Here is a 15,451-nt window from a genome sequence, read left to right as displayed (position 1 = left end):
CCGCGGGCAGTGGCCCCATTCATTACGAGTTCAAGCCTTCCCGTTAAGGTAGCGGGCTACGATTATTTAACAAGCGGACCCCTCCCCGATGAAAAAGACCTTGATTGCCGGCCTGCTGCTGGCCGTGTTTGCAAGCTTCGCCGCCCAGGCCCAGGACACTGCCTCCGATACTTCCGGCAACGGCGGCTGGAGTGGTTCGGGCGAATTCGGTTTTGCCTCCGCCACTGGCAATTCGCGCTCGCAGAACATCAACGCCAAGCTCGGCCTGAACCAGGAGAACGAGCAGTGGAAGAACACTTTCTTCGTCGACGCGCTGCGCTCCAAGAGCCAGCAGAAAGTGGTCGACTCGGCCGGCAACACCATCGAGCAGTTCAACACCACCGCCAACCGCTATGACGGCGGCGCCTCGGTCGGCTACAAGCTCGACCCGCGCAGCTACATCGTCGGTGCCGCGCGCTACGAGCACGACGATTTCGGCGCCAACCAGTGGCAGGGCATCGTCTCGCTCGGCTACGGCTACATCGCGTTGAAGGACGAGCGCAACGAGCTGTCGTTCGAAATCGGCCCTGGTTACAAGCGCTATCGCCCGGCCGATGTCGACGTGGTCGTCAACGGCGCACTGGTGCCGCAGCGCCAGGCGACGCAGAGCGAAATGGTGGCCCGCGGCCTGGTCAACTACAAGTACAAGCTGAGCGCCAACACCGCCTTCGAGGACACGTTCCTGATGGAAGCGGGTTCAAAGAACACCTACCTGCAGAACGACGCCGGCCTGGCCGTCAGCATGACCAAGAAGCTGGCGTTGAAGGTCGGCTTCCAGGTCCGGCACAACAGCGACGTCCAGCCGGGCACCAAGAAGATGGACACGCTTACCACGACGAATCTGGTCTACAGCTTCTGAATTGGCCGGTATGGCTGAGCATGACGGCTGAGGAAACGGCTCGGCAAGCTTGACCGCGACAGGCGTTACAGCCCCAGAAAGTCGCTTGCGCCCTGGTCCAGCAAGGCCGCTGCCACCTTGCGGCCAAGCGTCAGCGCCTGGTCGCTCGGGCTGCTGCCTTCGGCCCGCAGCAGCCGGCCGGTGGCGGCGTCGCCGACCAGGCCGCGCAGATGCAGGCCATGTTCGCTGAGCACGCACCACGCGCCGACCGGCACCGTGCAACTACCGCCTAGCGCATGATTCATCGCCCGCTCGGCGGTCACGGCAAGCCGGGTATCGGCGTCGTCCAGCGCGGCCAGCAAGGTCAGCGCCGCCGGGTTGTCGCTGCGCGCCTCGATCGTGATCGCCGCCTGCCCCGGCGCGGGCAGCCAGTCCGGAGCGGCCAGTCGCGAGCGGATGCGCGCGGCCAGGCCCAGGCGTTCCAGCCCCGCGCAGGCCAGCACGATCGCGTCGTAGTCGCCAGTATCAAGCTTGCCGAGCCGGGTGCCGACATTGCCGCGCAGATCGAGCAGGACCAGATCCGGCCGCAGCGCGCGCAACTGCGCCTGCCGCCGCAGCGACGAGGTCCCTACCCGCGCGCCGTGCGGCAACGCCGCGAGATCCGCCCAGTCGTTGCTGACGAATGCATCGGCGGCGTCCGCGCGCGGCAGCATCGCTGGCAACGTGAAGCCTGGTTCGAGCTGCGCGGGTACGTCCTTCAGCGAATGCACGGCCAGGTCGGCGCGGCCTTCCAGCATCGCCACTTCGAGTTCCTTGAGGAACAGTCCCTTGCCGCCGATGGTGGCCAACGGCTGATCCAGGATCTCGTCGCCGCGCGTGCTCATCGGCACCAGCTCCACCGCCAGCCCCGGATGCGCCGCGCGCAGCAGCGCGGCGACATGCTCGGCCTGCCACAGCGCTAGCGCGCTCTTGCGGGTGGCGATTCGCAGGGTGGAAGGATTCATCGGAACTCCGCACGGTTCGGCAAGGTCGCATTGTCGCTTAGTTCGCGCGTGGCGGCGCAGCGGCGTTTGGGCGCAGCGGCTGTCACGCCGATGTTCGCCGGGCTACGATGGGACGGCATTCCACGGGAGTTTCCTCATGCAAAGCGGCAATCCGGCACTGAACAAGAACACCTTCCTCGATGCGGCCAGCGGCGCGCTCGTCGCGCATGGCGACGAGGCCATGACGATCAACGGCACGATCAACCGCACGGGTTTGCTGCTGATCCTGGTGCTGGTCGGCGCCATGTTCAGCTGGAGCCGGTTCCATGGCGCGGAAAGCGCGCCGGCGATGCTGCCGCTGGTGCTTGGCGGCGCGATCGGCGGGCTGATCCTCGGCCTGGTCACCGCGTTCAAGAAGACCTGGGCCCCGGTCACCGCACCGCTGTACGCGCTGGTCGAAGGTGTCTTCATCGGCGCGCTGTCGGCGATCTTCGAGCTGCGTTACCCCGGCATCGTGATGCAGGCGGTGGCGCTGACCTTCGGCACCATGGCGGCGATGCTGCTGGCCTATCGCAGCGGGCTGATCCGCGCCACCGAGAAGTTCAAGCTCGGCATGGTTGCCGCCACCGGCGGCATCATGCTGCTGTACCTGGCCAACTTCGCGATGGGTTTCTTCGGCCACTCGATGGGCTTCATCAACGGCAGCAGCGGCATCGGCATCGCGTTCAGCGCGGTGGTGGTGGTGATCGCGGCGCTCAACCTGATCCTCGACTTCGACCTGATCGAGACCGGTGCCCAGCAAGGCGCGCCGAAGTACATGGAGTGGTACGGCGCGTTCGCGCTGGTGGTGACCCTGGTCTGGCTGTATCTGGAACTGTTGCGCCTGCTGTCGAAGCTGCAGTCGCGCAACTGAACTGAAAGGGCAAAAAGAAAGGCGCGGGTGACCGCGCCTTTCTTCTGTCTGTCGCTCAAGCCTGCGCCGTCGACTCCGCCAGTCGCGGATCATCCGACGGCTGGCCGCCGTGGCGGTCGGCGGCCAGCAGCAGGTAGAACGCCGGCACCACGAACAGGGTGAACACGGTGCCGATCGCCAGGCCGGTGGAAATCACCAGGCCCATGTTGAAGCGGCCTGCCGCGCCGGCGCCGGAAGCGATCACCAGCGGCAGCACGCCCAGGACCATCGCCGCGGTAGTCATCAGGATCGGCCGCAGGCGTACCGCCGCGGCGTGTTCGATCGCCTCGCGCTTGGACATGCCGGCCAGTTGCGAGTGGTTGGCGAACTGCACGATCAGGATGCCGTGCTTGCTGATCAGGCCCATCAGGGTCACCAGGCCGACCTCGGTGTAGATGTTGAGGCTGGTGAACAGGTTGACGAAGATCAGTGCGCCGAACAGCGCCAGCGGCACCGAGACCAGGATCACGATCGGATCGCGCAGGCTGTTGAACTGCGCGGCCAGCGCCAGGAACACGATGATCACGGCGAACAGCAGGGTCGCGCCGAAACCGCCGGACTCCTGCGTGAACTGGCGCGACTGGCCGGCGTAGTCGACGTTGTAGCCGGTCGGCGCGACCTGCTTCACCAGGTCGCGCAGGTAGTTCAGTGCATCGCCTTGCGACATGCCGCTGACGCCGGAAATCGTGGCCGAGTTCAACTGCTGGAAGCGGTTCAGCGACTGCGGCACCACCTGCCTGGTGATCTTGGCCACGGTCGAGGCCGGGATCACCGAGCCGTCCGGCACGCGGATGTAGTAGTCCAGCACCTGGTTCGGATTGAGGCGGTCGGCCTGCAATACCTGCGGGATCACCTTGTACGAGCGGCCGGAGATCGAGAAGTAGTTGACGTAGCCACCGCCCAGCGCCGAGCCCAGCGCGGCGCCCACGTCCTGCTGGGTCAGCCCGAGCGTGGTGATCATGTCGCGGTCGAGGCTGACCGTGCCCTGCGGCTTGTCGACCTTGAGGTCGGAGTCGACGAAGTAGAACTTGCCGCTGGCCTGCGCCTTCTGCAGCACCTGCGAGGCCACCTCATTGAGGTTCTCGAACGGCTCGGTGGTGGTGATCACCACCTGGATCGGCAGGCCCGACGCGCCGGGCAGCGGCGGGAACTGGAACGCGGCCACCCGGCCGCCGGCGATGCCGTTCCACTTCTGCTGCAGGACCTGCTGCAGTTCGTGCGCGCTGCGGTGGCGCTGGTCCCACGGCTTGAACAGCACGCCGCCGATGCCCTGGTTGATGGTGGGCACGCCGGTCAGCTGGAACATCTGCTCGTATTCCGGCAACTGTCTGGACAGATCGAACATCTGCGTCGCATAGACATTCATCTGCTGCGCCGTCGCGTTCGGTGCGCCCACGATCTGGCCGACCACGATGCCCTGGTCTTCTTCCGGGGCCAGTTCGGACTGCGCCGTGATGCCCAGTGCGACAGTGGCCAGCAGCAGCAGCGCGCTCATCACGATGACGACCGACTTGGTCGACAGCGTGTTGTGCAGCACGCGCTGGTAGCCGTGGTGCACGCGATCGAACTGGCGGTCGATGAACTGCACGAAGCGGCCGCTCTCCTGCTCGTTGCGGAAGAACTTCGAGGCCATCATCGGCGACAGGGTCAGCGCGACCACCGCCGACACCGTCACCGCGCCGGCCAGGGTGAACGCGAACTCGCTGAACAGCGCGCCGGTCAGTCCCTTCTGGAAACCGATCGGCACGTACACCGCGATCAGCACCACGGTCATCGCCAGGATCGGTCCGCCCAGCTCGCGCGCGGCAAGCAAGGCGGCCTGCAGCGGCGTCTTGCCTTCCTCCTTCATGTGCCGGTCGACGTTCTCCACCACGATGATCGCGTCGTCCACCACCAGGCCGATCGCCAGCACCAGCGCCAGCAGGGTCAGCAGGTTGATCGAGTAGCCCAGCGCCAGCATCACGAAGAAGGTGCCGACCAGCGACAGCGGCATCGCGATCACCGGGATGATCACCGCGCGCAGGCTGCCGAGGAACAGGAAGATCACCAGGGTGACGATCAGCAGCGCCTCGGCCAGGGTCTTGATCACCTCGTTGATCGAGCTGTTAACGAACTCGGTGCCGTCGTAGACGATCTGTCCGGTCAGCCCGCCGGGGAGCTGGCTCTGGATCTCCGGGAACGCCTCGCGCACGCGCCTGGCCACGTCCAGCACGTTCGCGTCGGGCGCGACCTTGATGCCGATGAACACCGAACGCTTCCCGCTGAAGGCCACGTTGAAGTCGTAGCTTTCCGAACCCAGCGCGACCGTGGCCACGTCCTGCAGGCGCACGATCGCACCGTCGACCTGCTTGATCGCCAGCTGCTTGAACTCCTCGACCGAATGCAGGTTGCTGTCGGCGGTCAGGTCGACCGTCACCGCCTGGCCCTTGCTGGAGCCGACCGCGGCCAGATAATTGTTGGAGGCCAGCGCCGCGTTCACATCGCTGGCGGTGATGCCATGTGCCGCCATCTTGGCCGGGTCGAGCCAGGCGCGCAGGGCGAACTGGCGTGCGCCGAGCAGCTCGGCGGTCTGCACGCCATCGATCGAATCGAGCTTGGGCTTGACCACCCGCGCCAGGTAGTCGGTGATGTTGTTGGTGGGCAGCACATCGCTGTAGAAACCCATGTACATCGCGTCGACGGTCTCGCCGGTCTGCACGTTGAGCACCGGCTGCTGCGCCTGCGGCGGCAGCTGGTTCTTCACCGAATTCACCTGGGTGGTGATCTCGGTCAAGGCGCGGTTGGCGTCGTAGTTCAGGCGCAAGGTCGCGGTGATGGTGGACACGCCCTGCACGCTGCTGGAGGACAGGTAGTCGATGCCCTGCGCCTGCGAGATCGCCTGCTCCAGCGGTTGGGTGACGAAGCCGGCCATGGTCTGCGCGTCGGCCCCGTAGTAGGCGGTGCTGATGGTGACCGTGGCATTCTCGGTCTTCGGGTACTGGCGCACGCTCAGGCTGCTGACGGCGCGCACGCCGAGTACCAGGATCAGCAGGCTGACGACCACCGCCAGCACCGGCTTGTTGATGAACAGGTCGGTGAATTTCATGGCGTTCGCTCAGTGCTCCTGCGGCGCGGGGTGGGCGCTGTCGGCCGGCTTGACGCGGTTGTCGATCGCGATCGGCGCGTCGTTCTTCAGCTTGATCTGGCCACTGGTCACGACCGCGGTGCCGGGCTCGATGCCCTTGAGGATCGCCACCTGGTCGCCGCGGGTCTCGCCAACCGTGACGAAGGTCTGCTTCACCGTGGGCGGCAGCGGCTGGCCCTTGTCGTCCTTGCCTTTGGACGGCTGCACCACGTACACGGTGTCGCCGTACGGGTTGTAGACGATCGCCGCCTGCGGCAGGGTCAAGCGGGGCTGCTGGTTGCCGACATCGACGCTGACCTTGGCGAACATGCCCGGGGTGAGCGCCTTGTCGTGGTTGGGCACGGTCGCCTCGACCTGCACGTTGCGCGTGCCGAGATCGACCTTGGGGCTGATCGCACTGAGCTTGCCGCTGAAACTGCGGCCGGCATACGCGTCCAGTTTCAGGTTCACCGCCTGGCCCACCTGCAACCGGCCCAGTTCGCTCTGCGGCACGTAGAAATCGACGAACAGCGGATCGAGCTGTTGCACCGTCACCACCATGGTGCCGGCGCTGAGATAGTCACCCGGGCTGGTGGTGACGATGCCGGCGCGGCCGGCAAACGGCGCGCGCAACTGCTTCTTGGCCACCACCACTTTCTGCTGCGCCACCGCGGCCTGCCTGCCCTTGAGATCGGCGGCGGCGGCGTCGTAATCGGCCTTGCTGATCGCCTGCGCCGCAAGCTGCTTGCGCGCCCGCTCGAAGGTCAGCTGCGACAGCTGGGCCGCCGCCTCCAGCTGTTGCAGCTGGGCTAAGTCGTCGCCGTCGCGCAACTGCAGCAGCAGCTGGCCCTGCTTCACGTCCTGGCCGGATTTCAGGTTCACCTCGGTGACCAGGCCAGCCACATCCATCGCCAAGTCGGCGCCGTTGGCTGCACGCAGGGTGCCGACGGCGCTCAGTGCGGGTTGCCATGGCTGTGCGCGGGCGTCGGTGGTGCTTACCGTGAACGGCGCCGGCTTCGGCATGCCGTGGATCATGCGCATGACCAGCAACACCTTGATGCCGGCGATCAGCGCGATCAACAGCAGCACGCCGACGATCATCCAGATCATGCGCTTGGTGGTGCTGGGCTTCTTGTCGACGCGCGTAGGCATGCGCGAACTCCTCAGTGGGGTGCAGTGGGTGGTGGGGTGGGCGTGTTTGCCGCGGGGTTGGCCATGCCGGCATCACTGCGCCAGCCGCCGCCTAGGGCGGCATACAGCGCGGCGGTATCGGCCAGTCGCGCGACGCGCGCCTGGATCAGGGCGATGCGCGCCTGCTGGAAGCTGCGCTGGGCATCGAGCAGGTTGAGATAGCCGGTCGAACCGAGCTGGAACTGGCTGTCGGTGAGCGCGAGCTGCTGCGATGCCGCGCTCTCGGCGACGACCTGCGCGGCCAGTCCTTCGGCATCGTATTGCAGCGCCTGCAGCGCATCGGCGACGTTCTGGAACGCGACCAGCACGGTCTGCTGCCAGTCCGCCACGGCCTTGTCCAGGCCGGCCTGGGCGGCGCGCTTCCTGTGCAGCAGCTCGCCGCCGTGGAACAGCGGCTGGGTCAGGCCCAGGCCCAGCGACCAGGCGCCGGAGCCGGCGGAGAACAAGTCGCCTGCGCGCAACGCCTGCGAACCGGCACTGCCTGACAGCGTGATCTGCGGCAGCATCGCCGCGGTGGCCACGCCGACCTGGGCCGACGCTGCATGCAGCTGTGCCGAGGCCGCACGGATATCCGGGCGCTGCTCGACCAGGCCCGAAGGCAAGCTGACCGGAATGTCGCGCGGCAGGCTGATGACATCCAGCGTCAGCGGCGACAGCTCCAGCTGGGCCGGCGTGATGCCCAGGTAGGTCGCCAGCTGGTTCCGCGTCGCGGCGAGCTGGGCGCGCAGTGGCGGCACGGTGGCCTGGGTGGCGGCCAGCTGCGCGCGCACGGCCAGCGTGTCCGATAGCGACTTCGAGCCGATCTGCTGTTGCTGGCGGGCGATCTGCAGGCTCTTGCTCTGGATGTCGAGGATCTGTTCGGTCGCGCGCAGCTGCTCGCGCAGCGAGGCCTCCCGCAGCGAGGCGGTGACCACGTTGGCGGCCAGGGTCAGGTAGGTGGTGTCGAGCTGGGCGCGCTGGTAGTCGGCCAGCGCCAGCTGCGCCTCGATCCCGCGGCGTACGCCGCCGAACAGATCGAGGGTATAGCCGACACTGACCGAGGCGTTGTAGACGGTGAACGGGCCCGGCCCGGCGGAGCCCACCGACTGCGTGGCGGACTGTTTCTGGCGGGTGGCGCCGGCACCGGCGTCCAGCGACGGGAACAGACCGCCGTGGGCCGCATTGGCGTTCTCCTGCGCCTGGCGCAGGGCGGCCTGGGCCGACGCCACGGTGGGGCTATGGCTGAGCGCCGTGGTCACCCGCCGGGTCAGCTCGGCATTCCCGAACGTCGTCCACCAGCGCGCCGGCACATCGCGGCCTTGCAAAAAACGCTGCGCGTCACCGCCGGCAACCCTGATTGCCGCGGTACCGGCCGGCAGTGGCTGCGCCGTAAAGCGGTCCACCGGCGGCGCAGCGGGGCGCCGGTAGTCGGGACCGACCGCGCAACCGGCCAGCGCCAGGCCGGCCAGCAACGCGAAAGCGCCGATCAACGAGACAGGTTTGGCATCAGACAGAAGAAGGGACAAGGGGATAGCCTGGGCAAGGGAGCACCGGGCCGGCAAAATAGCAGACTGGATAGTTCAGATATATAGGGCAATCGTCACAAACTTCGAATTTCTCGACCGGGTCGGCCCCGGAGCCGGCAGATGCCGGCTCCGGGGCCGCACGATCACCGATCGCGGCCGGGCAGCGCGCCATGCTTGCCGGCCTGCGGGCGCCGATCGTCGGCGGCCGCGCGGCCACACCAGAGGAAGGCTAGCCGTGCCCCTGCGAGGGGCGTCACCCGGCCAGCAAGGCGTGCGCCCGCGCCACCACGTTGGCGACCGTGAAACCGTACTCGCGCAGCAGCACGTCGGCCGGGGCGGAAGCGCCGAAGTGGTCGATGCCGAGCATGTCGCCGCGGGCGCCGACGTAGCGCTCCCAGCCCTGCGCCACGCCGAGTTCGACCGCCAGGCGCGCGGTGACCCGGGGCGGCAGGACCTGGTCGCGATAGTCTTGCGGCTGGGCGTCGAACAACTCCCAGCTGGGCATCGACACGCAACGCACGGCGATGCCGTCGGCCTGCAGTTTCTCCGCCGCGTCGAGGATCAGGCCGACCTCGGAGCCGCTGGCGATCAGGATCAGCGACGGCTTGCCGTCCTTCGCGTCGCCCAGCACATACGCGCCTTTGCGCAAGCCCTCGGCGCTGGCGTAGCGGATGCGGTCGAGCGTGGGCACGTCCTGCCGGGTCAGGGCCAGCGACAGCGGGTGCCCGGTCGATTCCACCGCGACTTTCCACGCCACCGCGGTCTCGTTCGCGTCGGCCGGACGGATCACCGTGAGGTTGGGGATGGCGCGCAGGCTGGCCAGTTGCTCCACCGGCTGGTGGGTGGGGCCGTCCTCGCCCAGCGCGATGCTGTCGTGGGTGAACACGTGCACGACGTGCAGGCCCATCAGCGCGGCGAGGCGGATCGCCGGACGCATGTAGTCGGAGAAGATCAGGAAGGTCGCATCGAACGGGATGAAGCCGCCGTGCGCGGCCAGGCCATTGCTGATCGCGGCCATCGCATGTTCGCGCACGCCGTAGTGAAAGTTGCGGCCGGCGTGGCTCCAGCCGCCGCCGTCGGAACCCTGCTTGTCCTCGTCCGGCGGCTCGACCGCCGGGTTGAAGTCACCCAGGCCCTTCAGCGCGGTATGGGTGGACGGATCCAGATCGGCCGAGCCGCCGCACAGCGCGGGCAGCTTCTGCGCGAACGCATTCATCACCTTGCCGCCGGCGACGCGGGTGGCCATGCCCTTGGCGTCGGCGGGGAAGACGGGAACGTCCGCATCCCAGCCGGCCGGCAGGTCGCCGCGCAGCCGCCCCTGCAGCTCCGCGGCCAGCTGCGGGAACGCCCTGGTATAGCCGTCCAGACGGCTGTTCCATGCCTGCTGCGCCCTGGCACCGCGATCTTGCGCTTCGCGCATGTGTTTCAGTGCGGCGTCGGGCACCAGAAAGTCCGGTTCCACCGGCCAGCCCAGCGCCTGCTTGGTCTTCTTCACATCCTCGACGCCGAGCGGCGAGCCGTGCGCCTTGTAGCTGTCCTGCTCGGGCGAGCCGTAGCCGATATGCGTGCGCACCAGGATCAACGACGGCCGCGTGGTGTCGGCGCGGGCGGTATCGAGCGCGGCGTTGATGGCGTCCAGGTCGTTGCCGTCGGAAACGCTGATGGTCTGCCAGCCGTACGCTTCGAACCGCCTGGCGCGGTCCTCCGAGAAGGTCATGTCGGTGCCGGCGGACAGGGTGACGTCGTTGTCGTCGTACAGGCAGATCAGCTTGCCCAGCTTGAGGTGGCCGGCCAGCGAGGCCGCTTCGCTGGCCACGCCTTCCATCAGATCGCCATCGCTGACGATCGCCCAGGTGTGGTGATCGATGATCATGTGGCCGTCGCGGTTGTAGCGCGCGGCCAGATGCGCCTCACCGATCGCCATGCCCACCGCGTTCGCCAGGCCCTGGCCCAGTGGCCCGGTGGTGACCTCGACACCGGGCGTATGACCGAACTCGGGGTGCCCCGGTGCCTTGCTGCCCCACTGCCGGAACTGCTTGATGTCGTCCAGCGACAGGTCGTAGCCGGTGGCGAACAGCAGGCTGTACAACAGCGCCGATCCATGGCCGGCAGACAGCACGAAGCGGTCGCGGTCGACCCATTGCGGATCGGCCGGGTGGTACTTCATGTGCCGCGTCCACAGCGCGTAGGCCATCGGCGCGGCGCCGAGCGGCAGGCCGGGGTGGCCGCTGTTCGCCTTCTGCACCATGTCCACCGACAGGAAGCGAAGCAAGTTGATGCATTGCTGGTCGAGGTCGCTGGACATGGGATTCTCCGGTGGGGTGGTTTCGCAGTGGCGGTGGGAGCGACTTCCGTCGCGATGCTCCATGGTTCTGCCGATACAAGGGCGATCGCGGCCGACGTCGCGCCACTGTCTTCGGCGTGCGATCAGGCAATCGCGCTGTCGACGATCTTCTGTGCTTCGGCCAGCAGGCTCTGCAGGTGTTCTTCGCTCTTGAAGCTTTCGGCATAGATCTTGTAGATCGCCTCGGTGCCGGACGGGCGCGCCGCGAACCAGCCGCTGGCGGCGATCGCCTTGATGCCGCCGATCGCCGCGCCATTGCCGGGGGCCTTGTCCAGCACCTGTTCGATTTTTTCGCCGGCGAGCTGGTCGCTCTTCAGCTGGCCGGGCGACAGCTTCGCCAGCTTGGCCTTCTGTGCCGGCGTGGCGGCGGCCTCGACGCGGTTGGCGTACGGCTTGCCGAGCTCGTCGGTCAGCCGCGCATACAGTTCGCCCGGGTCCCTGCCTTCGCGCGCGGTGATTTCGGCAGAGAGCAGCGCGGGCACCAGGCCGTCCTTGTCGGTCGTCCATACCGAACCGTCGCGTCGCAGCAGCGAGGCGCCGGCACTTTCCTCGCAGCCGAAGCCGAGCGAGCCGTCGAACAGTCCCTCGGAAAACCATTTGAAGCCGACCGGCACTTCGTAGAGCTGGCGGCTGAGCCGCTGCACCACGCGGTCGATCAGCGCGGTGCTCACCACGGTCTTGCCGACCGCGGCATGCGCGCCCCATTGCGGCCGGTGCCGGTACAGGTAGTCGATCAGCACCGACAGATAGTGATTCGGTTCCATCAGGCCGCTGCTGCGGGCGACCACGCCGTGGCGGTCGTGGTCGGTGTCGCAGGCGAACGCCACGTCGTACTGGTCCTTCGATCCGATCAGCCGCTGCATCGCGTACTTCGACGAGGGATCCATGCGGATCTTGCCGTCCCAGTCCACGCTCATGAAGGCGAACTGGGGATCGACTTCGTCGCTGACTACGGTGAGGTCGAGCTTGTAGCGCTCGGCGATCGGCGCCCAGTAAAGCACGCCGGCGCCGCCCAGCGGATCGACGCCCATGTGCACGCCGGCGCGGCGGATGAGGTCGAAGTCGATGATGCTGGCGAGGTCGGCGACATACGTGTTGAGGTAGTCGTGCTCCTGCGTGGTCGCGGCCTTGCGCGCCTGCGCGTACGGCATCCGCTTCACGCCTTTGAGGCCGCCCTCGAGCAGCGCGTTGGCGCGGTTCTCCACCCACTTGGTGATGTCGGTATCGGCCGGGCCGCCATTGGTCGGGTTGTACTTGAAGCCGCCGTTGTCGGGCGGGTTGTGCGACGGCGTAATCACGATGCCGTCGGCGAAACCGGCGTCGCGCCCCTTGTTGTAGACCAGGATCGCGTGCGAGATCGCCGGTGTCGGGGTGAACTCGCCGGCCGTGGAGATCATCGTGCGCACACCGTTGGCGGCCAGCACCTCCAGCGCATTCTCGAACGCCGGCTGCGACAGCGCGTGCGTGTCCGCACCGATGAACAGCGGGCCGTCGATCCCTTTCGACTGGCGGTATTCGCAGATCGCCTGGCTGATCGCCAGGATGTGCGCCTCGTTGAAACTGCGCTCGAACGAGCTGCCGCGGTGGCCGGAGGTGCCGAACGCCACGCGCTGCGCCGGCACCGACGGGTCGGGCTTCAGGTCGACGTAGGCGGCCAGCAGTTTCGGCACGTCGACCAGGATCGACTTCGGTGCCGGCTTGCCGGCGAGTGGGCTGATCTTCTGGCTCATGCGTTTCCCGTGGTCGCGTCATCGCGCAAGTGGCGATAGCGACGGATCAAGGTGTTGGTGGAGCTGTCGTGGCCCAGCTTCGGTTCGCCCGTCGCGGTCAGCTCGGCGATGGTGGTCTTCGCCAGCTGCTTGCCCAGCTCCACGCCCCACTGGTCGAACGAATCGATGTCCCAGATCACGCCCTGCACGAATACGCTGTGCTCGTACAGCGCGATCAGCGTGCCGAGCACATGCGGGGTCAGCCGCGCGGCGAGAATCGTCGTGCTGGGCCGGTTGCCCTCGAACGTGCGGTGCGGCACCAGCGCCTCGGGCGTGCCCTCGGCGCGCACCTCGTCGGCGGTCTTGCCGAACGCCAGCGCTTCGCCCTGCGCGATCAGGTTGGCCATCAGCAAGTCGTGCTGATCGCCGCCGTCTTGGGCAGGCAGCGGATTCAGCGTCTGGCTGAAGCCGATGAAATCGCACGGCACCAGGCGCGTGCCCTGGTGGATCAGCTGATAGAACGAATGCTGCCCGTTGGTGCCCGGTTCGCCCCAGTAGATCGGCCCGGTAGCGTAATCGACGGTCGCGCCGTCCAGCGTGACGTGCTTGCCGTTGCTCTCCATCGTCAGCTGCTGCAGGTACGCCGGAAAGCGCTTCAGGTATTGCTCGTACGGCAGCACCGCAACGGTGGCCGCGTCGAGGAAGTTGCCGTTCCAGACCGCCAGCAGACCCATCAGGGCGGGCAGGTTGCGTTCGAGCGGCGTGCGCCGGAAATGCGTGTCCATCGCGTGGAACCCGGCCAGCATCTCGCGGAAATGCGTCGGGCCGATCGCCAGCATGGTCGACAGGCCGATCGCCGAATCCATCGAGTAGCGCCCGCCCACCCAGTCCCAGAAGCCGAACATGTGGGTGGTGTCGATGCCGAACCTGGCCACTTCACCGGCGTTGGTGGAAACCGCCACGAAATGTCTGGCGACCGCCTTCTGGTCGCCCAGTGCGTCGACGCACCAGCGCCGCGCGGCGTGCGCGTTGGTCAGCGTCTCCAGCGTGGTGAAGGTCTTCGAGCAGACGATGAACAGCGTTTCGGCGGCGTCGAGATCGCGCGTGGCTTCGACCAAATCGGTGCCGTCCACGTTGGAGACGAAGCGGAACGTCATCTCGCGCCGGCTGTAGGCGCGCAGCGCTTCGTACGCCATCACCGGGCCGAGGTCCGAGCCGCCGATGCCGATGCTGACCACGTTGCGGATGCGTTTGCCGCTGTGGCCCAGCCACGCGCCGCTGCGCACCTGGTCGCAGAACGCGGCCATGCGATCGAGCACCGCGTGCACGTCCGGCACCACGTCGTGGCCGTCCACCAGGATCTTCTCGGTGGCGGGTGCGCGCAGCGCCACGTGGAGTACCGCGCGATCCTCGGTGGTATTGATCCGGTCGCCGCGGAACATCGCCTCGATCCGCTGCGGCAATGCACAGGCTTCGGCGAGTTCGCGCAGCAGGTGTAAGGTGTCGGCATCCACGCGCTGTTTGGAATAATCCAGGTACAGGCCGACGTCCTCCACGGCCAGCCGCTCGCCGCGGCTGGGATCGGCGGCGAACAGCTCGCGCAGGTGTTTCGCTCCGATCGTGGCGTGGTGCTGCTTCAGTGCCTGCCACTGCGGCAGCCGGGTGAGTTTCGGGTGGCTCATCGCAGCGCGGGCCCGTTCGACTTGTCGGCGAGCGCGCCGGCCTTGTCGGCGATCCGCTGCAGCAGCTGATGCCACGATTTGACGAATGCCTCGGCACCTTCCTGCTGCAGCTTCAGCGCCAGCGCATCGATGTGCACGCCGGCATCGGCGATCTGGGCCAGCATCGTGTCGGTGTCGCCGCCGTCGAGCGCCATCACGCCGTGCAGTTCGCCGTGGTCGGCGAACGCGTGCAGGGTCTTCTCGGGCATCGTGTTGATGGTGTCGGGCGCGGCGAAGGCGCTGATGTACAGCGTGTCGGAGGCCGCCGGATCCTTGGTGCCGGTGCTGGCCCACAGCAGGCGCTGCGGCATCGCGCCGGCGGCGGCGAGTTTCTTCCAGCGCTCCGACGCCAGCAGCTTGCGGTAGGCGCGGTACGTCTGCTGGCCCACCGCGATGCCGAGCTTGTTGTGCAGCGCCTCGGGCAACTGCTTGTTGGCGGCCACGTCCCAGCGGCTGATGAACAGCGAGGCCACCGAACCGACCTTCGGGTCCAGGCCGGCCGCGACGCGCCGTTCGATGCCGCGCAGGTAGGCGTCGGCGGCGGCCTGGTACTGGTCGCAGGAAAACAGCAGGGTCACGTTGATCGGGATGCCGAGGAAGATCGCCTCCTCGATCGCCGGCACGCCCTCGGGGGTGCCGGGAATCTTCACGAACAGGTTGTCGCGGCGGCCCTGCGCGTGGATCTTCTTCGCTGCAGCTACCGAGCCGGCGGTATCGGCGGCCAGCAGCGGCGAAACCTCCATCGAGACCCAGCCATCGACATGATCGGTGGCGTCGAACACCGGCTGGAACAGGTCGGCGGCGCGGCGCAGGTCTTCCAGCGCCAGCTCGGTGAACAGCGCCTCGCCGGACAAGCCGGCCAGGGTCTTGGCGTGGATGCCGGCGTCGTAGGCGTCGCCGTCGCCGATCGCGGCATCGAAGATGCTGGGATTGGAGGTGAGGCCGGTGATCGAGTCCTCGGCGATGTAGCGCGCGAGCGTGCCGTCGTCGAGCAGGCTGCGGGTGATGTTGTCCAGCCACAGGCTCTGGCCGAGGTCGTGCAATTGCCGGGTCGCTTTCATGCTTG

10 protein-coding genes are annotated in these 15,451 nt (G+C 67.4%); 2 read left to right on the top strand and 8 right to left on the bottom strand.

Annotated features, from left to right (window positions below):
• Nucleotides 1-88 precede the first annotated feature (88 nt).
• Nucleotides 89-898 carry a DUF481 domain-containing protein gene (locus ACFPME_RS16980; RefSeq protein WP_377306878.1) on the top strand — a complete coding sequence of 270 codons (810 nt, stop codon included), beginning with the start codon at nt 89-91 and terminating at the stop codon, nt 896-898.
• A 65-nt stretch (nt 899-963) separates the two neighbouring features.
• Here the strand turns inward: ACFPME_RS16980 and hemC are convergent, their stop codons facing one another.
• Nucleotides 964-1,881: a hydroxymethylbilane synthase gene (gene hemC, locus ACFPME_RS16975; protein WP_377306877.1), complete on the bottom strand. Its 918-nt coding sequence runs from the start codon at nt 1,879-1,881 to the stop codon at nt 964-966.
• A gap of 136 nt (nt 1,882-2,017) precedes the next feature.
• On the opposite strand from hemC, the gene ACFPME_RS16970 reads away from it, so the two are divergent.
• Nucleotides 2,018-2,773: a Bax inhibitor-1/YccA family protein gene (locus tag ACFPME_RS16970; RefSeq protein ID WP_377306876.1), complete on the top strand. Its 756-nt coding sequence runs from the start codon at nt 2,018-2,020 to the stop codon at nt 2,771-2,773.
• A 55-nt stretch (nt 2,774-2,828) separates the two neighbouring features.
• Here ACFPME_RS16970 and ACFPME_RS16965 read toward each other — a convergent pair whose 3' ends face one another.
• From ACFPME_RS16965 to tal, 7 genes are all read right to left on the bottom strand, one after another.
• A complete protein-coding gene (locus tag ACFPME_RS16965; RefSeq protein ID WP_377306874.1) occupies nt 2,829-5,897 on the bottom strand; it encodes an efflux RND transporter permease subunit in 3,069 nt (1,022 codons plus the stop codon).
• Nucleotides 5,898-5,906: 9 nt separating this feature from the next.
• Nucleotides 5,907-7,067: an efflux RND transporter periplasmic adaptor subunit gene (locus ACFPME_RS16960; protein ID WP_377306872.1), complete on the bottom strand. Its 1,161-nt coding sequence runs from the start codon at nt 7,065-7,067 to the stop codon at nt 5,907-5,909.
• Between the two features lie 11 nt (nt 7,068-7,078).
• Nucleotides 7,079-8,611 carry an efflux transporter outer membrane subunit gene (locus ACFPME_RS16955; protein ID WP_377306871.1) on the bottom strand — a complete coding sequence of 511 codons (1,533 nt, stop codon included), beginning with the start codon at nt 8,609-8,611 and terminating at the stop codon, nt 7,079-7,081.
• 253 nt (nt 8,612-8,864) lie between these two features.
• Nucleotides 8,865-10,916 carry a transketolase gene (gene tkt, locus ACFPME_RS16950; protein ID WP_377306870.1) on the bottom strand — a complete coding sequence of 684 codons (2,052 nt, stop codon included), beginning with the start codon at nt 10,914-10,916 and terminating at the stop codon, nt 8,865-8,867.
• A 122-nt stretch (nt 10,917-11,038) separates the two neighbouring features.
• Nucleotides 11,039-12,685: a phosphoglucomutase (alpha-D-glucose-1,6-bisphosphate-dependent) gene (gene pgm, locus ACFPME_RS16945; RefSeq protein ID WP_377306869.1), complete on the bottom strand. Its 1,647-nt coding sequence runs from the start codon at nt 12,683-12,685 to the stop codon at nt 11,039-11,041.
• The gene (pgi, locus tag ACFPME_RS16940; RefSeq protein ID WP_377306868.1) at nt 12,682-14,346 is read right to left on the bottom strand and encodes a glucose-6-phosphate isomerase; all 1,665 of its coding nucleotides are present in this window, start codon (nt 14,344-14,346) and stop codon (nt 12,682-12,684) included. The genes pgm and pgi overlap by 4 nt, the downstream gene beginning before the upstream one ends.
• Nucleotides 14,343-15,446: a transaldolase gene (gene tal / locus ACFPME_RS16935; protein ID WP_377306867.1), complete on the bottom strand. Its 1,104-nt coding sequence runs from the start codon at nt 15,444-15,446 to the stop codon at nt 14,343-14,345. The genes pgi and tal overlap by 4 nt, the downstream gene beginning before the upstream one ends.
• Nucleotides 15,447-15,451 lie beyond the last annotated feature (5 nt).

The organism is Rhodanobacter umsongensis (assembly GCF_042654965.1).
Classification (GTDB): Bacteria; Pseudomonadota; Gammaproteobacteria; order Xanthomonadales; family Rhodanobacteraceae; genus Rhodanobacter; species Rhodanobacter umsongensis.
Note: the sequence above shows the minus strand (reverse complement) of the source record. Positions and strands in the feature narration are given on the sequence as shown.

Coding starts and splice junctions, on each gene's coding strand:
- ACFPME_RS16980 (WP_377306878.1), top strand. CDS start 89: ATGAAAAAGACCTTGATTGCCGGCCTGCTGCTGGCCGTGTTTGCAAGC.
- hemC (WP_377306877.1), bottom strand. CDS start 1,881: ATGAATCCTTCCACCCTGCGAATCGCCACCCGCAAGAGCGCGCTAGCG.
- ACFPME_RS16970 (WP_377306876.1), top strand. CDS start 2,018: ATGCAAAGCGGCAATCCGGCACTGAACAAGAACACCTTCCTCGATGCG.
- ACFPME_RS16965 (WP_377306874.1), bottom strand. CDS start 5,897: ATGAAATTCACCGACCTGTTCATCAACAAGCCGGTGCTGGCGGTGGTC.
- ACFPME_RS16960 (WP_377306872.1), bottom strand. CDS start 7,067: ATGCCTACGCGCGTCGACAAGAAGCCCAGCACCACCAAGCGCATGATC.
- tkt (WP_377306870.1), bottom strand. CDS start 10,916: ATGTCCAGCGACCTCGACCAGCAATGCATCAACTTGCTTCGCTTCCTG.
- pgm (WP_377306869.1), bottom strand. CDS start 12,685: ATGAGCCAGAAGATCAGCCCACTCGCCGGCAAGCCGGCACCGAAGTCG.
- pgi (WP_377306868.1), bottom strand. CDS start 14,346: ATGAGCCACCCGAAACTCACCCGGCTGCCGCAGTGGCAGGCACTGAAG.
- tal (WP_377306867.1), bottom strand. CDS start 15,446: ATGAAAGCGACCCGGCAATTGCACGACCTCGGCCAGAGCCTGTGGCTG.